Source organism: Marseilla massiliensis, assembly GCF_016899955.1.
Taxonomy (GTDB): Bacteria; Bacteroidota; Bacteroidia; order Bacteroidales; family Bacteroidaceae; genus Prevotella; species Prevotella intestinigallinarum.
The window spans coordinates 141,994-160,425 of the sequence record NZ_JACJJL010000004.1; the positions used below are offsets into that span (position 1 = coordinate 141,994).

Annotated in this window: 13 protein-coding genes; 10 read left to right on the forward strand and 3 right to left on the reverse strand. The window is 60.7% G+C overall.

Features of this window, described 5'->3' with window-relative positions; translation table 11 throughout:
- Window positions 1-611: 611 nt before the first annotated feature.
- Together H6B30_RS03740 and H6B30_RS03745 are read right to left on the reverse strand one after the other, a co-directional pair.
- Window positions 612-2,753 (reverse strand): alpha-galactosidase, encoded by a 2,142-nt coding sequence (locus H6B30_RS03740; RefSeq protein WP_205108056.1) that lies wholly within the window; start codon window positions 2,751-2,753, stop codon window positions 612-614.
- A gap of 68 nt (window positions 2,754-2,821) precedes the next feature.
- A complete protein-coding gene (locus tag H6B30_RS03745) occupies window positions 2,822-4,777 on the reverse strand; it encodes a sialate O-acetylesterase (protein WP_205108058.1) in 1,956 nt (651 codons plus the stop codon).
- Window positions 4,778-5,764: 987 nt separating this feature from the next.
- Here H6B30_RS03745 and H6B30_RS03750 point away from each other — a divergent pair.
- The 10 genes from H6B30_RS03750 to H6B30_RS03795 all read left to right on the forward strand — a co-directional run bounded on the left by H6B30_RS03750 (window position 5,765) and on the right by H6B30_RS03795 (window position 17,286).
- Window positions 5,765-7,405 (forward strand): family 43 glycosylhydrolase, encoded by a 1,641-nt coding sequence (locus tag H6B30_RS03750; protein ID WP_205108060.1) that lies wholly within the window; start codon window positions 5,765-5,767, stop codon window positions 7,403-7,405.
- Between the two features lie 187 nt (window positions 7,406-7,592).
- The gene (locus H6B30_RS03755; protein WP_205108062.1) at window positions 7,593-8,468 is read left to right on the forward strand and encodes a YicC/YloC family endoribonuclease; all 876 of its coding nucleotides are present in this window, start codon (window positions 7,593-7,595) and stop codon (window positions 8,466-8,468) included.
- A 92-nt stretch (window positions 8,469-8,560) separates the two neighbouring features.
- Window positions 8,561-9,133: a guanylate kinase gene (gmk, locus tag H6B30_RS03760; protein ID WP_205108064.1), complete on the forward strand. Its 573-nt coding sequence runs from the start codon at window positions 8,561-8,563 to the stop codon at window positions 9,131-9,133.
- 33 nt (window positions 9,134-9,166) lie between these two features.
- Window positions 9,167-9,811: a nicotinate (nicotinamide) nucleotide adenylyltransferase gene (gene nadD / locus H6B30_RS03765; protein ID WP_205108066.1), complete on the forward strand. Its 645-nt coding sequence runs from the start codon at window positions 9,167-9,169 to the stop codon at window positions 9,809-9,811.
- Between the two features lie 250 nt (window positions 9,812-10,061).
- On the forward strand, window positions 10,062-11,927 hold the full coding sequence (locus H6B30_RS03770) for a phosphoethanolamine transferase (RefSeq protein WP_205108068.1): 1,866 nt from the start codon (window positions 10,062-10,064) through the stop codon (window positions 11,925-11,927).
- Entirely contained in the window at window positions 11,884-12,954 is a 1,071-nt protein-coding gene (locus H6B30_RS03775) for an acyltransferase family protein (RefSeq protein WP_205108070.1), read from the forward strand. Before H6B30_RS03770 ends, H6B30_RS03775 begins: the two co-directional genes overlap by 44 nt.
- A 313-nt stretch (window positions 12,955-13,267) precedes the next feature.
- Window positions 13,268-14,362 carry an acyltransferase family protein gene (locus tag H6B30_RS03780; RefSeq protein ID WP_239483522.1) on the forward strand — a complete coding sequence of 365 codons (1,095 nt, stop codon included), beginning with the start codon at window positions 13,268-13,270 and terminating at the stop codon, window positions 14,360-14,362.
- Between the two features lie 18 nt (window positions 14,363-14,380).
- Window positions 14,381-15,256: a decaprenyl-phosphate phosphoribosyltransferase gene (locus H6B30_RS03785; protein ID WP_205108072.1), complete on the forward strand. Its 876-nt coding sequence runs from the start codon at window positions 14,381-14,383 to the stop codon at window positions 15,254-15,256.
- Between the two features lie 4 nt (window positions 15,257-15,260).
- The gene (locus H6B30_RS03790) at window positions 15,261-15,866 is read left to right on the forward strand and encodes an HAD-IB family hydrolase (RefSeq protein ID WP_205108074.1); all 606 of its coding nucleotides are present in this window, start codon (window positions 15,261-15,263) and stop codon (window positions 15,864-15,866) included.
- A 7-nt stretch (window positions 15,867-15,873) separates the two neighbouring features.
- Window positions 15,874-17,286: a DUF6080 domain-containing protein gene (locus H6B30_RS03795; RefSeq protein ID WP_205108076.1), complete on the forward strand. Its 1,413-nt coding sequence runs from the start codon at window positions 15,874-15,876 to the stop codon at window positions 17,284-17,286.
- A 5-nt stretch (window positions 17,287-17,291) separates the two neighbouring features.
- Here the strand turns inward: H6B30_RS03795 and H6B30_RS03800 are convergent, their stop codons facing one another.
- Window positions 17,292-18,311, reverse strand: coding sequence for a hemolysin activation protein (locus H6B30_RS03800; RefSeq protein WP_205108078.1), 1,020 nt, complete (start codon window positions 18,309-18,311; stop codon window positions 17,292-17,294).
- Window positions 18,312-18,432: the final 121 nt, after the last annotated feature.

The window sequence follows — 18,432 nt, forward strand, 5'->3', positions numbered from 1 at the left end:
GCCGTGGCTGTTTGGCCGGGTGGCAACGGCATGTGGCAGCCAGCCGCATGGGGCTTAAGGGTGGCCAGAAGCGGAGGCGCAGAGGCAGCGGAAACGCCTGGCAGGCCATGGCCGCGCGGCCCATTGCGCCACGTGACACGCCAACGGCGACGGCCGCCGGGAGGCCCGGATTCAACGCCACGCGCGGCGCAGGCGCCCTGCCACAACACCCATTTTTGTAAAAACAAAACCACCCATAGCCTTGGCTGCGCAATACCCTGGTTTACAACACATTGGCAAACGGGCCGAAACAGCCTGCGAAACGGGCCGGATTGCACTGCCATACGGCCTGTATGGCGGTGTGAAACAGGCCGTTCGGCAGGCCAAGGGCGCGGCGGCGGTGCGGCCGCACCGGCCGTATAAAGATTTTTCAAACGCCGGGGCCTTGCGAAAAGCAGCCCGCCCGAAGGCCTGTCGGGCCTTCACACCGGAGCCAGTGCGCCGCCCGGAGCAGGGAAACAAAATGGAGGTGCACGTCGGGAAACGGCACCTCCACCATAAACAAAGCTAACCTTGCGGCAGCACCCGGCTGCCGCAACACGTGCGTATGCCGGCCTCGGTGCCGGGCCGCGTCACTCGGCAGTCAGCTCGTAGACACGGCTCGACAGCTTGTTGCCTGTGAACAGCGACAGGCCGACGGTCATGAGATACGCGCCCGAATAGCTGCGGGCCTCACCCTGCGAGCCGTCGGCGCGGTTGATTTCGCGCACGCTGTAGGTGACCGAGGCGTCGAGGCCGTCGAGAACCACGTTGTAGAGCCGCTCGGCGTAGCGCGGATAGATGTCGAAAGCGAAGACCACGCCGCTGCGCCTGTCTTTTGTCACATACATGGTCGACGCATGGTTGCCGTCGTAGGGCGACACAAGGCGGTACTGGTCGCCGTCGAGTATTGCCGGCTTGAGCCTGTTGAAGTCGGCAACCGACTGCTTGCAGTATGCCAGCTCGCCGGCGCTGATGTCATGAAGGTTGATGTCAAAGCCGAGCTTTCCCATCATCGCCACGTTGACACGGAACTTGATGCCCGCATCCTTGTTCCACGACGTCACGTGGGCACACTGAACCTTAGCCGGGAACACCTGCGAATAGCCCCACTGTATGAACAGCCGCTCAACGGGGTCGGTGTTGTCGCTGGGCCACATCTCGGTGAAATACTTCAGCGCTTCGTAGTCGGTGCGGCCGCCTCCGCCCGAGCACAGCATCATGGGCAGGTCGGGATACTTGGCCTCTATGCGCTTGAGCACATTGTAAAGCCCGCGCACGTAGTCTACATACAGGTGGGTCTGGTCGTGCCCCTCGTAGTTGGAGTAGATGTTGGTTATGGGGCTGTTGCAGTCCCACTTGAAGTAGGCTATGCCCGGATAGCGGGTGAGCAGCCCGTCGACCACGCCGAACACGTAGTCCTGCACCTTCGGGTTGCTCATGTCGAGCACCAGCTGGTTGCGGAAGTAATACTCCTTACGGTTGGGCAGGGTTATCACCCAGTCCTTGTGCTTCTCATACAGCTCCGACTTCGGGTTCACCATCTCTGGCTCTATCCACAGCCCGAACTTCACCCCCTGGCGCCGTGCCTCGTCGGTGAGGCGGCCTATGCCGTTGGGCAGCTTGCCGGCCGTGACATCCCAGTCGCCCAGGCCCTGCGTGTCGCTATGGCGCGGATATTTGTTGCCAAACCAACCGTCGTCGAGCAAGAACATGTCGACACCCAGCTCCTTGGCGTCGGCTATGAGCCTCAGGAGCTTGTCTTCGTTGAAGTCGAAATAGGTGGCCTCCCAGTTGTTGAGCAGCGTCATGCGGTTGCCCGTGCCGTCTTTCACCCTGTACTTGCGGGCCCAGTCGTGCAGGTTGCGGCTGGCCTGGCCCGTGCCGCACTGGCTCAGTGTGAAGATGAAGTCGGGAGTACGGAAGCTGCCGCCCTTGTCGATGCGGTACTGCGAGGCATAGGGGTTGATGCCGCCGAGCACACGCAGCGCCCCGAGGTTGTCGACCTCGAACGTGAAGCGGTAGTTGCCTGTCCATGCCAGTGTGCCCACGAGCACCTCGCCGGCCTTCTCGGTGGCCGGCGTGCCTATAGACAGCTGGAAGAACGGCGGCGCAAACATGTCGGCACGGGCGCCGAGCTTGGTGTCTATCACCTTCTTGCCGAAGTACAGCTCTTGCGTGTGTCGGCGCACCTCGGCCGCCCAGTCGCCGTCGTATTGCGTCAGGTAATACTTAGGGGCGTAGAAGTGGAGCATGGCCGAGGCGTACTTCTCGAGCTCAATGGCCTTTTTCTCGCGGTTGAACACCTCGCTCCATGCCACAAACACGTCTTCGTCGGCGTATGCCATGAAGTGCAACGCCACCTCGTCGGCATACACCGGGTCGGCAAGCCTTATCACTGTCTCCGTTCCCCCGGGGCACGCCTTTGTCTCGTGCGACCTGTACTCAAGCAGCGTCGACGAGTTGGCGTCGGCCCGGTTGATGTGGATGGCCGGCTCGAAATAGTCTTCCATGCCATGGGCCTGGTAGGCTTCCTTGCCCAGCGGCAGGCCGGCATAGTCTGACTTTGCCGGCAGGCGCTTGCCCAGGTAGCTCTGGTAGAGGCGCCCGTCGTCGCCAACGGTAAACACAAGACCGGTCTTTGCGGTCTCAATCACAATCTGGCTCTTGGCCCATGCCATGCCCGACATGAGCAAGAAGCCGAACGCCAAGGTCAGTTTTCGCGTAATTTTCATATCTTCTGGTATGTCATGAAAGTTGTTGTCAATACAGTGCTGCAGCCCGCCGGGCACCCGGCGGCCCGTCAGCGGGCAAACTGCGCCACGGGCAGGCCTGTCTCGCCGCGCAGGTTTCCGAGCGGATAGTCGGCCCAGTTGTACCTCACGGCCTCTATGCCACCGTCGGCCGAGAGCCTCAGCGTCCGCTTGCCTGCCACCGTCACGGCCGGCACCACCCATTGGCCGGCGGCGGTCTTCACTATGAATCCTTGCGGCCTGCTGCCGTCGACGACGATGTTGCCGTCGAACTCAAGCTCGGCACCGCCGCCGGCGTAGCGGCATGACACCGGGACGGGGGCCGTGTCTACCACCCCGCCGACACCGTACGAGCGCTTCAGCGCTATGAGCGAGAGCCTGCGGGCCACCTCCTGCTTGTTCTTGGGGTGTATGTCGGCAGAGTCGCCTATGTCGATGGTCACGGCCATGGCGGTGTTGTCGAGCTCCAGGGCGTCGGCCTGCGCCTGGCGCAGGGCCGCCCATCCCGACTCCGGCTGCACGAGGCTGGGCTTAAGGTAGGCCGACAACTGCACGAAATAGAACGGCATGTCGGGAGAGTGGCGCATCTCGCGCCAGTCGGAAATAAGCCTGCGGAACAGCGGGGAATACTGCTCGGAGCGGCCCACGTTGGAACATCCCTGGTACCACAGCACACCTTTGACGGGCATGGTGACTATGGGGCACACCATGGCATTGTAAAGCACGGTGGGGAACGACGACCCCGAGGGCGAGACGGGCTTGCGGGGCAGCTTGCCGAAATCGGCAAAGACCTCATACTCCCAGCCGCCTGCCAGCGACACGGTGTCGCCACCGCACGACATGGCCACGTCGCGGGCGTCGCCGCAGATGCCGCCCTCGCCCTCATAATCGGTCACGCACACCGTCACGACGGCAGCGCCGCCCTTGACCATGCCGCCCGGTATGACGTATGAGCGCCTGACGTTGTAGCCCGAGCCCTCGGCTATCTTGACGCCGTTGAAGTAGGTCACGTCCTCGTCGTCGATGCACCCCAGGCTCAGTGTCACAGGCCGTCCGCTCCAGCCGTCGGGTATGTCCACCACCTTGCGCAAGCGCACCATGCCGTCGAACGACGGCAGCGCGCCGCTCTCCCACTGGCCCGGCACGGCCATCACGGGCAAGCCGGTGGCAATGGGTTCCGACAGCGCCGGGGCCCCGTCGGCCAGCACCCGCACACTGCCCTTGCCTCCGGAAGCCAGGGCCTGGGCCCGCCACTGCATGAGGCGGCTGTTGTATGCACTGTCTATCCGGGCGGCATCAAAGCCGCAACCGGTGAGCAACCCAAGCTCTTCGGCAAAGCCCGGCACCGTCTTCACGCCTTCGAAGCTGGTCCAGGCCTCGGCCGGCGTGCCGCCCCATGTGCAGTCGATCACACCGACATGCACTCCGAGCCTTGCCGCCATTATCCTTGCGAAAAAGTAAGCCACGGCCGAGAAGTCCTCGACAGTGGACGGGCTGCACGTGCGCCAGCCGCCCATCTCGACCCCTACATCCTCCTGCGGGGTGAAAGCCATGGTGTTGCTGATTTGCAACAGCCGCACCGACGAATTTGAGGCGGTGGCTATCTCGCGCTCGTAATCCATCACTTTGCCCCATCCTCCGAGGGGCATCTCCATGTTCGACTGCCCGGAGCACAGCCACACCTCGCCCACGAACACGTCGCGGAGCACCGTGGGCTCCCCGTCGCTCAGGCTGACCGTGTATGGGCCGCCGGCCTTGGGCGTGGGCAACTGCAGCGAAAAGCGGCCTCCGGCCTGCGTTGCCACGGTGACGGCCTTGCCGCCCCACGATGCCCTTGCGGTTACCGAGGGCCCGTCGGCCCTGCCCTTGATAGTCCAGACACTGTTCTGTTGAACCACCATGCTGTCGGTCACGAAGTGGGGCAATGCCACTTTCGCTTCGGCATAAGTCGACGGGGCCAACAGGAACAGGGCCATCAACCACATCAACAGAGTTTTTCTCTTCATCGTAATATACATATTTACAGTCTTAAACAGTTATCGATACTGTCCTTAGGTTATTGGGACGGCCAACCGCCGAAACGCTGCCGCCACACGGCCGGCAACGTTACGCTCTCTGATTGGCCACGACAAAGGTATCCATTTATATTCAGTGGCGTGGCAAATAAATCATCAAAAAATAATATTTTTGTACCAACATGCACAAAAACACACACATACGGAACAAATAGAGAACCTTGACTCACAGCCAAGGGGTGCATAAAGCGCGAGCCACGGCACAAAAATCTCGGCCGGCACTGCCACCCATGAGGCTGCCACGGCCCATAGGCAACAGCACGCAATGGCCAACGCTCTTGATCTGAATGTCATGGTTTGTATGTTCATATTCGAAAAAACTGTCTACGGCAACAGGCCCGGGCCGGCTGCTCACGGCAGTGGCTGCAAAGCCCGGCGGCCGCACGGCCCCCGCTTCACGTGAGGCCCTTGGCCATGGCGGGGGCGCCACGGCGGGGCGGGGGCAATTACCGCACATTATTATATATATGGGTATTCAGGTGCAAAGTTACCACAATCATGTGTTACCGTGCCCCGGATGCGTTTCCAAAAAATGAAACATTTATGCCGAAATGGCCCGTGAGGCAGCAGCAAATGCCACGGCAAGCCTCAGGCATGGACAAAAGTGGCGAGGCCAACGATAACGACTTGTCGCCATATAGTGCCGCCGACACCCAGCAATACCGGCCGTACGGCACAAAAACAGTTAAAATAAATTAAGCCGGAGTCACACTTACGGTTTTTATGTGTCATATCAATAACTTTGCACAACAATATTGCGCACCCGGCAACATTGAGGCATGAGGGCGCCGGGCACGCATGCATTGCCTTCCGGCACGACTGGCACACAGGCTTCGACACTGCCCCATGGCCACCGACGGGAGCCGGCACCACTCGGCGGAATGCAACAAACTATAAACTAAACAACAAGACGAATCGATGAGAAAGCACCTACTAAGCACATTGGCGCTGGCGGCAGCAATGGCCTGCACAACGGTTGCCGCAGCACAGGACGCCGTTGCCGACAGCGGCAGTTTCCAACGGATAGAAAACGACCGCTTCTGGACTGCGGCCGACAACGTGCCTATTTACAGCCAGGGCGGAGGCATCTTCCGCTTCAACGACCCAAAGACGGGACAGCAGCGATACTACTGGTACGGGGTGAGATACGAGGAGGCTGAACGCTACCGCAACGACCCCAGCGTCACGCAGACAGGCGTCACGTTCCAATCGGTGACATGCTACAGCTCGACCGACCTTGTGAACTGGCGCTTTGAGGGCGATGTGCTCGACCGCGACGAACTGCGCGAGAACGTAGGCAACCGCTCGACATGGGTTGGCCGCATGGGAGTGGCCTACCTGAAAGACATCGGCAAGTATGCCATGTTCATACAGCACGCCGCCATGTCGTCGGAGAGCGCCGTGCTGATAGCCCTGTCCGACACTCCCACGGGGCGGTTCAAGTGGCACCGGTGGATAAGCATGTACGACATGATAGGCACTCACAACACTGGCGACCAGACGGTTTTCACCGACGAAGACACTGGCAAGTCGTACCTTATATATTCTTACGGGCGCGGGCGAAGCCGCATCTACGTGTCTGAGATAGGCGTGCGCGGAGGTATGGTTGGCCTGCTCGACTGCCACCAGGTGTACCGGGGGGCAGGGCGCGAGGGCAACTGCATGTTCAAGTTCAGGGGCAAGTATTACATGTGCGCGTCCGACCTGTACGGCTGGGACTCGTCGCACGCCTATTATCTCGTTGCCGACGACATCTACGGCCCGTACGTACCGAAAGACAGCATGGAGGTGATGGACGGCTGCATGACCGACTATGCCCACGTGACACAGACGGGATTCTTCGTCACCGTGCGCGGAACGAAGCAGGAAACGGTGGTGTACTGCGGCGACAGGTGGGCCGACTTTGCCGGCAACGGGCTCGGCTACAACCAGTGGTGCCCGCTGTCGTTCAACGGCGACAGGCCGTTCTTCAACTCGCTGAGCGCATGGGAACTCAACGCTACGACGGGCGAATGGCGAGTGGCCAAGGGCAACAACTATGTGCTCAACGGCAGCTTCGAGGCCGACAGGCGGTCGATACCCAACCCCGTGAAGCCGAGGCAGGAGTTCCTGAGAGGATGGAAGACGGAGTTCATCAAGGGCAACAAGGTGACCATCGGCAACCCCGACTCGCTGACACTCAACTATTTCAACACGCGCGACGACCGTCTACACGTTGTCGGCGAGAAGAGTCTCAACATCACAGACGTGGTAGACTTCGAGCGAAGGGTGAGCCAACAGATCACTGCCATGCCCTATGTCGACCTGCCCGACGGCACCTACTCGCTCACGGCAAAGGTGTGCTACGGCGGCGACTTCGACCGCCTGGTGATGTACGCCGAGAGCGGTGCCGGCCGCGAAGCACGCAACCTGAACCGCGGCAAGCAGGGCAGATGGCAGCAGATGAGGATAAAGGAAGTGAAGGTTAGCGGCGGACGGGTGGCCGTGGGCTTCCATGCCAAAGGCAAGGCCGGCGCATACTGCCGCATCGACGACGTGGCGCTGACAAGGATAAAGTGAGCGCAGGCATGGCGTGAAACGCAAGGCAAAAACGCCGGGAGCACCGCAACAATGGCTGCTCCCGGCGTTAGCCTGCCAAAAAACATCCATTTTGGCTTGCACAACGCAGAAAAAACATTATCTTTGCAACCGCCGGAAAAAGGACGGCAAGCACTCAACAACTTAGCAAACATAATCGCACATAAATATGATACAATCAATGACAGGCTATGGCAAGGCTGTCGTAACCTACGGAGAAAAGAAAATAAACGTCGAGATAAAGTCGCTAAACAGCAAGGCTCTCGACCTGTCAACACGCATAGCACCGCTATATCGCGAGAAGGAAATGGAGATGCGGCAGCTCGTTGCCAAGACCCTGGAACGCGGAAAGGTTGACTTCAGCATATGGATCGAAAAGGAAGCCGGCGCCGACGCCACCCCTGTCAACTGCGCAATCGTTGAAAACTATTACCGACAGATAAAAGACCTGGCTGCAAAGACGGGCATACCAGAGCCGCAAGACTGGTTTGCCACGCTGCTGCGCATGCCCGACGTGCTCACGAAGACAGAGCAGGAAACGCTCAGCGAAGACGAATGGCAAGCCGTGCGCGTGGCCATCGACGACGCCTTGTGCCGCCTGACGGAGTTCCGCCAGCAGGAGGGCGTGGCGCTGCAACGCAAGTTTACGGAGAAGATTGACAACATATCGGCCTTGCTGGCGGAGATTGAGACATACGAGAAACAGCGGGTAGAGAAGATAAGGTCGCGCATAGTGGAAGGCCTGAAGTCGATACCCGAGGTGGACTACGACAAGAACAGGCTTGAGCAAGAGCTCATCTACTACATCGAGAAACTCGACATAAGCGAGGAGAAACAGCGTCTGGCCAACCACCTGAAGTACTTCCGCGAGACCATGGAAGACGGTCACGGGCAGGGAAAGAAGCTCGGCTTCATCGCACAAGAGATGGGGCGTGAGATAAACACAACGGGGTCGAAGAGCAACAACGCCGAGATGCAGAACCTGGTGGTAAAGATGAAGGACGAGCTGGAGCAGATAAAGGAGCAAGTGCTCAACGTGCTCTGACCGCCGACGCGCCCCGACAAGGCAACCGTCAACCGGCAGCCGCGGTGCCGCCACCTCCCAAACGCAATAAACAATCAACCAAACCAATGACAATGAAAGGCAAACTCATCATATTCTCAGCGCCAAGCGGAACAGGCAAGAGCACCATAATAAACTGGCTCATGGCCCACAAGGAGCTCCGCCTGGCCTTTTCCATATCGTGCACAAGCCGCCCGCCACGTGGCAACGAGCGCAACGGCGTGGAGTATTTCTTCCTCTCTCCCGACGAGTTCAGGCAGCGGATAGCCGCCGACGAATTCCTTGAATACGAAGAAGTCTACCAAGACCGCTTCTACGGAACGCTCAAGTCGCAGGTAGACAGCCAGCTCGCCGGCGGCGACAACGTTGTGTTCGACGTCGACGTGAAAGGCGGCTGCAACATCAAACGGCACTATGGCGACGAAGCGATGAGCATATTCATACAGCCGCCGTCGGTCGACGAGCTGCGCCGACGGCTGGAAAGCCGCGGCACCGACGCCCCCGAGGTGATATCGCAAAGGCTGGCCCGCGCCGAGTTTGAGCTGGGCTTTGCCAAAGAGTTTGACCGCGTGGTGGTCAACGACGACCTTGGCAAGGCCGAAAAAGAAGTGCTCGAGATTGTCAGCGCCTTCGTAAGCAAAGGCTGAAGCAGCCAACACCTGCAAGCCCCCACAGCACCAATGAACCAGGAAACCATCACGACAGCACGGCAGATAGGCTTCTTCGGAGGTTCGTTCAACCCCATACACAACGGCCACATTGCCCTGGCCCGCAGCCTGCTCGAGGCAGCCGGGCTCGACGAGGTGTGGTTTGTGGTGTCGCCGCAAAACCCTTTCAAGCAGAACTCCGACCTGCTTGACGATGCCGCAAGGATGGCAATGGTGACCGCGGCGCTCGAAGGCGAGCCACGGCTGAAGCCTTGCGGCGTTGAGCTTACCATGCCACGGCCGTCGTACACATGGCACACGCTGTGCCGATTGCGCAGCGAGCATCCCGGCTTGCAATTCACGCTGCTCATCGGCGGCGACAATTGGGAGCGCTTCGACCGCTGGTACCACAGCGCCGACATACTGGCCACATGCCGCATAGTGGTCTATCCACGGCGCGCGCAGGGCTGCGGCGGCCCCATCGACGCGGGCTCGCTGCCCGCCGGGGTGACAATGGCCGACACGCCGCTGATAGACATCAGCAGCACAGAAGTGAGGCGACGGGTGGCCGAGGGCTTGCCCATCGACACCCTGGTGCCACCCGCCGTGGCCGCAATGATAAGCAAACAGGGGTGGTATGCGGCCAACGCCGACGCCTGCCGGGGCAACCGCAGCTGAGCCGGGCAGCCAGCATGGCCGGCCCATCGGCCAGCAACAAGCCTTCCGCCTATGCCGCATGGCAGGCCGCCACCCGCCATGCACCACCCAGGCAAACGCATTTCTCCACCCAGACAAACATTTTTCGCCACCGTGGCGGCCGCCATGCGCCACCACAACCCCAAAAGAACAGCCTTTCAGCGAATAATCCGCCGCCAACCATTGGTATTCGGATTAAAAGATGTAATTTTGCACCAAACTTGCTAAACAGATGAAATACGTCAGTCTGATAGGCCGACTTCTCGGTTACTTCTTTTACCCTATAAAGAAGAGCCCGGCTTTCTTTGTGTTCATGTTCGTGCTGTGCTATGTATGCAACAGGCTCGGGACGCCCACTTTCTCTGAGCTTGGCATATTCGAACTGTTTGCCGACCTGTACATACTCTGCGTGGCCCTGTCGTTCATCCCGTGGAAAGTGAGACGATGGATCAAGGGCGCCGTATACGTAGTGATGTACACCACATCAATCGTCGACATGTATTGCACGGTAAAGTTTGGCTCAACCTTCACCCCCACCATGCTGCTGCTGATGGAAGAGACCACCGGAAGCGAGGCCTCGGAGTTCCTCAAGTCGTATGTCGACCTGAGCCTCCTGAAGACCGACCTCGGCTGGGTGATGCTGATATTGGCCGTGCATCTGCTCTACAACGTGTTCATGTCGATGGCCAGGCGCAGGCACATACGCCTCGACATCGACATGAAGCTCATCCACCGGCTGTCGGCCGTGGTGCTGCCCGCCATGGGGCTGGCCACCATCTACATGCTCGAGCAAGGCATAGCCACGCGAGCCGACAACAAGAAAGCGTTCGTGAGGCTCATGACCTACGACAACATTGGCGACGTGGAGCACGAGCTCACGCGCGACGACAAGGCCGAACTGTACCTGCCCGTCTACCGCGTGGCGTTCAGCTTCTATGCCAACAGGCTGGCGGCAAGGCAGATAGACAAGCTCATCGAGGCCACCGGCAAGGCCCGGGTGGACAGTTGCAGGTTTACCAGCCGCAACATCGTGCTCATCATCGGCGAGAGTTACAACCGCCACCACTCACAGTTGTACGGCTACGGCAAGCCCACCACGCCGCGCCAGTTGCGCAGGGCAGAAGACGGGCAGCTGACGGCATTCAGCGACGTTGTGTCGCCATGGAACCTCACCAGCTTTGTCTTCAAGCACATATTCTCGCTCTACACCGTGGGCGACAGGGGCGAATGGTGCGACTACCCGCTCTTCCCGGAGCTTTTCCGCAAGGCCGGCTACCGCGTGACATTCATCACCAACCAGTTCCTGCCGCAGGCCGAAGAGGCGGTGTACGACTTCAGCGGCGGCTTCTTCCTAAACAACCCGACACTCGACAAGGCGCAGTTTGACGTGCGCAACACCTCCCTCCACACCTACGACGACGGCGTCTTGGCCGACTACGACCGCCTGCTGGCACAAGACAGCATCAGGTTCGACGGGCCCGACGACCACAACCTGATAATACTCCACCTGAAAGGGCAGCACGTGAGCTATTCGCAGCGCTACCCGGCCGACAGGAAACGGTTTGCGGGAGCCGACTACGACGAGCCTCGGCTCAGGCCCAACGACAAGCAGGTGATGGCCCACTACGACAACGCCACGCTCTACAACGACTCCATTGTCGACGAGATACTGAAGCGATTCGAGCGCGAAGACGCCATAGCGATATACATGCCCGACCACGGCGAAGAGTGCTTCGGGGGCGGAATGCGCGTCTACGGCCGGCTGCACTCGGCAGAGATAGACTACCGCCTGGCCCACGAGGAGTTTGAGATACCGTTCTGGATATGGTGCTCCAAGGGATATGCAAAATCCCACCCGGGCATGATGGAGGCCATTGCCGGGGCTAAGGACAAGCCATACATGACCGACCGCGTGGCCCACATGCTGCTCTACCTGGCCGGGATAAGCTGCCCCGCCTACCGCGGCGAATACAACCTGCTGGGCCCCGACTACGACCCCGACAGGCCGAGGAAGCTGAAAAACAGCGTAGACTACAACAAACTGAAAGCAGAGAATGAACACAATGACAAAAACGACGGCATGGCTCAACCGAGATGAATGCGCCGCCCTGCGCGGGCTGGCCATCATGGCCATAATGCTGCACAACTACTGCCACTGGCTCGGGTTTGCCGTCAAGGAAAACGAATACACCTTCAACGCCGCCAACACCGCACGCCTGTGGGATGCCATGGCCCACGCCGACGCCAACCTGCCCATCCACCTGCTGTCGTACTTCGGCCACTACGGCGTGCCGGTATTCCTGTTCCTGAGCGGCTTCGGGCTCGTGATGAAATATGAGCGGCGACCGCAGGAGCTGCCCGCATGGCGGTTTGCGCGCTACCACTACATGAAGCTGCTGCGCATGATGGTGCCGGGCTTCGTGGCCTTCATCATCGTCGACGCCATCACCCCGGGCCCTTTCCGCTTCCAGGCCGAGAACGTCGTGGCCCAGATGCTCATGGCAATCAACCTCCTACCCGCCCCCGACAGGATAATATGGCCGGGCCCCTACTGGTTCTTCGGACTGATGATGCAGCTCTACATAGTCTACCGGCTGGCGCTCTACCGCCGCCACTGGGCGTGGGCAGCGGCGCTGGTGGCCCTGTGCTGGGCGGCCCAGGCCGCATGCAGCCCCATGGGCGAAACGCTCAACCGGCTGCGCTACAACTGCATCGGCGGCATGCTCGTGTTCTGCGCGGGCCTGCTGGCTGCGCGCCACCTGCCCGCCGCACGCCTCAACGCCATGGGCCGCCCGTCGTGGGCAGCCGTGTCACTGGTGTCTGCGGCCCTGCTGCTGGCCTGCTGCACATCGTTCCAGGCGTGGCTGTGGGCCCCGCTGGCCGTGGTGGCAGCCTCGGTGGGGCTGGTCAAGGCGCTGCCCGCCACGTGGCTCAGCCCGCTGTCGTGGCTCGGCGGCATATCGGCGGCCATGTTCGTGGCCCATCCGCTGCTGCGCAAGGTGTTCATACCCATATCCCGCCGAGGCGACATCTACGACGGACTGCTGCTGTATGTCATAGCCACGGTGGCCGTGTCGTGGATGTTCATGATAATAATCAACAGGATTCCAAAGCCAAAGGCATAGACAACCGTCGTAAAACAATTGCGCCGCCCGTCCTGCCAGCGCAACACCCTGGTCTGCAGCACGTTGCAAAACCATGCTTACGGGGTTGCAAAACGGGCCGTTCGGCAATGCCACAAGGGCCGTTCGGGGGCGCGAAACGGGCCATCCTGGCGGCCCGCCCCATGAGCCGACGGCCGCAGGGGCAACAATGTAAAAGAATCGCCGCGCCACGGCGGCCATGCCACGGCCCTCGCCCGTCGCGGCCGGCAGCCGCCCCACAGCAAGGCTCACGGCTGCCGGAAGGCCACAGCAAACAATAAACAACCAAGCGACAATGGAAAAAACGTCAGACAACTACAGCTGCCTCAGCAGCCAGCGGGGCCGGCTGATGGGCGCCGCCATGCTCATGGTGGTGCTCTTCCACGTGGGCGGCATGCGCCACGACACATTCTTCTACTGCCTGAGCAGGTGCGGCAACGTCGGCGTCGACGTGTTCCTCTACCTCAGCGGCATAGGCCTGTGGTTCTCGTGGGGCAAGATAATCGGCAAGAAGCATGCAGCCCCGACAGCCACCGGCACCCGGCCCGCGCCACGCAACGCCTCAGGCAGACGGGGCAAAAGGCTGCTCCAGGCCATCGCCGGCTCGCCTTACGCCACATTCCTGCGCCGGCGCTACGTCAGGGTCTACCCCGCATGGCTCATAGTGGCGGCTGCATACTACCTGCCGCGCTGTCTCGACGGCAGGGCCTCGGCAGCCGACACGGCGCTGTCGATAGCCGTCAACTGGGGCTTCTGGCAGCACGACGAGCTCACATTCTGGTTCATACCGGCCATCATGGCGCTCTACACCGTGGCCCCGGCCTACATCGAACTGATACGCCGCCATGCCGAATGCCGGTGGATGCCCGTGGCTACCATGGTGCTGTGTGTGCTCGTGCAATACTGGGCTCCGCTGCATTCGGTGGTAGGACACCTCGAGATATTCTTCAGCCGCATACCCATCTTCCTCATAGGCATCAACACCGGACTGCTCGTCGAGCAGCGGCGGCACATCGGCCGGGCCGGGTGGTGGATGCTCATCGGCATGCTGGCCGTGTGCACGCTGGCCTGCGTCAACTTCGAGGACGGCCTGCGGGGGCGCTTTCCTCTGTTCCTCGAACGCATGGTCTACATACCGCTCACGGTCTCGATGGCCCTGCTCATGGCGCGGGCGCTGGCCCACGCCCCGGCATGGGCAGGCTCTGTGCTGGCCTTCATCGGCGGCATCAGCCTCGAGATATACCTCATCCACGCCCAGTTTGTGCTGCTGCCGCTGCAGCCCTTGCGCCTTGGCTACTGGCCCACGGCACTGGCCGTGGTGGCCATATCGGCCGCCCCGGCATGGCTGCTGCACAAGGGCATCAGTCTGTTGACAAGGAAAATAGCATAAAAACGGTTACTCTTTGAAATGGAATACATAAGGATAATACGACCGCAGCAATGGGTCAAGAACCTGTTCGTGCTCATACCGGTGTTCTTCAGCGGCAACGTCACCCACTGGCCCAGCGTCAGTGCCTCGCTGCTGGCCATGGTGGCATTCAGCCTCGCGGCCTCATCGGTCTACTGCTTCAACGACATCATCGACGCCGACGACGACAGGCGGCACCCCGTCAAGTGCCACCGCCCCGTGGCATCGGGGGCAGTGCCAGTGGCCGGGGCATACGCCCTGATGGCCCTCATGCTGGCCCTCGCCGTGGCAGCCCTGGCGTTTCTGGGCGGCACGGCCCTGCGCACGGGCTGCGTGGTGGCCGGCTACTACGCGCTCAACATGGCCTACTGCGCCTGGCTGAAGCGGTTTGCCATAATCGACGTGTGCATAATAGCCTTCGGCTTCGTGCTGCGCATACTGGCGGGAGGCGAGGCCTCGGGCATCATGCTCAGCAAATGGATAGTGCTCATGACGTTCCTGCTCACGCTGTTCCTCTCGCTCGCCAAGCGCCGCGACGACGTTTTGCGCATGGACCGCACCGGCATGGCGCCACGGCGCAACACGTCGCGGTACAACCTCACGTTCATGAACCAGGCCATAACCATCACGGCCACGGTCACAATAGTGTGCTACGTGATGTACACCGTGTCGCCCGAGGCAGCCGCCGTCATGCAAACCGACTACCTTTACCTTACGAGTGTGTTTGTCATCATCGGGCTGCTGCGCTACATACAGATAGCCGTGGTCGACGAGAAGAGCGGCGACCCCACTGCCATAGCACTGCACGACAGGTTCATCCAAGTGGTGGTGGCTTGCTGGGGACTGTCGTTCTTCACCATTATATATATATTCTGACAAGATGGAAGGAAAGAAAGAGATATACGCCTTCGACTTCGACGGCACGCTGACCCGCCGCGACTCGTTCATCGCATTCCTATGCCACGCCCGGCAAACGCGCCGCGTAGTGGCGTGGCTCGCGCTGCACGCCCCTCTACTGGCGGCCGCCAAGCTGGGCCTCTACCCCGCGGGCAAGGCCAAGGAGAGGGTGTTCGCCCATTTCTTTGCAGGCACCGCAGAGCGCGACTACGAGGAATGCGGCATGGCGTTTGCCGCCCGCAACAGGGCCTTGCTGCGCCCGGCAGGCATCAGGGCCGTGGGCAAGGCCGTTGAAGACGGGGCCACCGTGCTCATAGTCAGCGCCAGCCAGCGGCAGTGGGTGGCGCCGTTCTTCGCCGAATACGGCAGCGCCGTAACGGTGGTAGCCACCGAACCGGAGATACGCAACGGGCGGCTCACGGGCCGCTTTGCCACCCCCAACTGCAAGGGGGCAGAGAAAGTGAGACGCATACTCGGGCTTTTCCCCGACAGAGAGAGCTACCGCCTCACGGCCTTCGGCGACAGCCGGGGCGACCGCGAGATGCTCGCCATGGCCGACGAAGCCCACTACAAGCCATTCAGGAAATGATACCGACATGACAAGACCGTTCGACATATTCAAGATTAAGCGCGACGAGGCCCTGCCGGCAGCCGTGGCCGCCATCGTCGTAACCACGCTCAACGCCCTCTTTGTGTGCAAGATGTACGGGCTGTTCACGCCGCTGCGCGACGCCGGGGCCATGCAGAGGCACATGCTCGCCCACTTCCGCGTGTCGGGCTACGACCCGCTCACGCTCATCACCGTGTCGTCGTGGATAGACATCTACAACGTTGAGCGCCACCCGCTGCTGGCGTTCCTCATCAGCCCGCTGAGCCTTTTGAACGGCTGGCTGGCCGGGCTGACGGGCATAAACTGCGCCATTTTCCTGACGGCAGCCCTCATGGCGGCCTGCGCCTTCTACTCGTTTGTGTTCTTCAGGCGCACGCTCAGCGAGGTGATGGAGCTCGACGACACCGACGCCAACCTGCTTTCGGCGCTCTTCTTCTCGTTTGCCTATGTCATGGTGATAAGCTTCACGCCCGACCACTTCGGCTTTTCCATGTGCATGCTGCTCATCGTTCTCTACGTGGCGGGCATGAGGATGAAGAAGCGTAAGACAGTTCCGACGTGGCAGATGGCCGTGCTCTACGTCTTTGCCACAGGCATAACCACCACCAACTGCGTCAAGGCGGTGCTCATGCAGCTGTTTGTCAACGGCCGCAAGTTCTTCAGGTTGCGCAACATCCTGCTCGGCATAGCGGTGCCGTCGGTGGCGTTGTGGATGTTCTGCAAGTTTGAATACAGCGTGTTTGTGGCCCCCATCGACCGCGCACGCCACGAGGCCAGGGTAAAGAGACAGGCCGAGCGCAAGGCCCGAGAGGCCAAGATGCAGAAGCTGTATGCCGAGGCCGACTCGGCCACGAGGGCAAAGATGGCTCCCCGCCTGCAGCAGAAGAAGGCGCCAAGCAAGATGGGCCGGCCGCTGAGCCGCGAGGGAATGATGCGCTGGAGCGACGTGACCACGCCCCGTTGGCCCACGGTTGTGGAGAACCTTTTTGGCGAACCGCTACTCTTCCACGCCAATTTCTTCCTGGGCGACGTGCTCCGTTCGCGCCCCGTTTTCGTGGAATACGACTCCAAGTTCAACTATTTCGTAGAGGCGATTGTGGTGCTTCTCATGCTCGCGGGCATAGCTTGCGGCTTCCGCAGCCGCCTGCTGTGGCTCGCGCTGTCGTGGTTTGGCTTCGACATGGTGCTGCACTTAGGGCTCGGCTTCGGCATCAACGAAGTCTACATCATGTCGCCCCACTGGCTGTTTGTGCTGCCGCTGGCCATGGCCTTCATGCTGCTGAGGGCCCGGGGGGCGGTGCTCATGGCGCTCAGGGGCGTGCTCCTGCTGCTCATAGTGTACATGGCTGCCCACAACGGGGTGTTCCTTGCCAACTACCTGCTGCAGCCCGCCGCCTGAACGGGTCAGGCATGCCTTGCCCGGCCGAGCAACTTGTCGATGCGGTTGCGCACGGCCTTGACGATGATGCCCATGTTTCCGTGGCGCAAGTTGAGCGCCAGCTCCTCGAGCGAGCGCCCCACCTTTATCCACGGGTGGCCGTATGCCTGTGTGCGATAAACCTTTTCCTTAAACTCAACGTTCTCTATCACATAGCGCGGATGGCGCAACGGCCACTGCAACTCGTAGCGCGGCATGGTGAACATGCGCCTGAGGCGCCGCGGCATGGTAGCCAGGCTGTTGGAATAGTGGGTGGACTCCTCGGCCGCGCCGAGGTTGTTGACAAGGTTCCTGGCCGGCACTATGGCCAGGCCCGAGCCGAACATCATCGTCGCCCAGTGTATAGTCTCGTAAAACTCGCGCCCGCTCTCACGGTGGTCGTGGCACGCGCGTATCATGTCGAAGTTCATCTTGCGCTGGCGCATCAGCGCCTTCAGCTGCCGCATGTTGTAATCATCGTCGAGGAAAGTGTATTTTCCGTCCCACTGGTCAATCACCCTGCGCCACGAAGCCCAGCCCCATATCGACATGTACGAGGTGAAGATGTAGTCGTAGGGGCAGTCGTCGAGCCTCTCTTCGCTGTTGAAGCCCGACACCATCACTATCCTCTCGTCGTTCTCATAGCGGTCGAGCATCTCCTTGCAAAACGGGAAGAACGACTGCGAAGGCACGTCGTCGTCTTCGAGCACGATGCACTTGTCGGCCATCGAGAACGCCCACTTCTGCGAGATATACTCAGACGGGTCGCAGCCATAGTTGCGTTGCTGGTACAGCCGCCGCACATCGCACTCCCAGTCGATGTCGTCCACCACCTCACGGCACTTCATGATGCCCTTCATGTCGCGCTCTCCCCTCGGGCCGTCTTGGTAAAGGAACAGCCGCGAGGGGCGCGCACGGCGCACTTCGTCGAACACTTTCTTGAGCGAGTCGGGGCGGTTGAAGAACAGTATCAGCACCGCAACGTCAATCTTTGCCGGTTGTTTCATATATGGTAACATTAGGTTTGATAGGAAGACGGCCCAGCCATTGCCGGGCGCAGCTTGTCTTTTGCAAAGACAATGCCAGCGAGAGCAATGTGAGCTTGCTCACTGATTGCCGAGCGCAGCT

What these genes read in the sequence shown, in the direction of transcription:
- H6B30_RS03740 (WP_205108056.1), bottom strand. Translation starts at nt 2,753, where the DNA reads ATGAAAATTACGCGAAAACTGACCTTGGCGTTCGGCTTCTTGCTCATG.
- H6B30_RS03745 (WP_205108058.1), bottom strand. Translation starts at nt 4,777, where the DNA reads ATGAAGAGAAAAACTCTGTTGATGTGGTTGATGGCCCTGTTCCTGTTG.
- H6B30_RS03750 (WP_205108060.1), top strand. Translation starts at nt 5,765, where the DNA reads ATGAGAAAGCACCTACTAAGCACATTGGCGCTGGCGGCAGCAATGGCC.
- H6B30_RS03755 (WP_205108062.1), top strand. Translation starts at nt 7,593, where the DNA reads ATGATACAATCAATGACAGGCTATGGCAAGGCTGTCGTAACCTACGGA.
- gmk (WP_205108064.1), top strand. Translation starts at nt 8,561, where the DNA reads ATGAAAGGCAAACTCATCATATTCTCAGCGCCAAGCGGAACAGGCAAG.
- nadD (WP_205108066.1), top strand. Translation starts at nt 9,167, where the DNA reads ATGAACCAGGAAACCATCACGACAGCACGGCAGATAGGCTTCTTCGGA.
- H6B30_RS03770 (WP_205108068.1), top strand. Translation starts at nt 10,062, where the DNA reads ATGAAATACGTCAGTCTGATAGGCCGACTTCTCGGTTACTTCTTTTAC.
- H6B30_RS03775 (WP_205108070.1), top strand. Translation starts at nt 11,884, where the DNA reads ATGAACACAATGACAAAAACGACGGCATGGCTCAACCGAGATGAATGC.
- H6B30_RS03780 (WP_239483522.1), top strand. Translation starts at nt 13,268, where the DNA reads ATGGAAAAAACGTCAGACAACTACAGCTGCCTCAGCAGCCAGCGGGGC.
- H6B30_RS03785 (WP_205108072.1), top strand. Translation starts at nt 14,381, where the DNA reads ATGGAATACATAAGGATAATACGACCGCAGCAATGGGTCAAGAACCTG.
- H6B30_RS03790 (WP_205108074.1), top strand. Translation starts at nt 15,261, where the DNA reads ATGGAAGGAAAGAAAGAGATATACGCCTTCGACTTCGACGGCACGCTG.
- H6B30_RS03795 (WP_205108076.1), top strand. Translation starts at nt 15,874, where the DNA reads ATGACAAGACCGTTCGACATATTCAAGATTAAGCGCGACGAGGCCCTG.
- H6B30_RS03800 (WP_205108078.1), bottom strand. Translation starts at nt 18,311, where the DNA reads ATGAAACAACCGGCAAAGATTGACGTTGCGGTGCTGATACTGTTCTTC.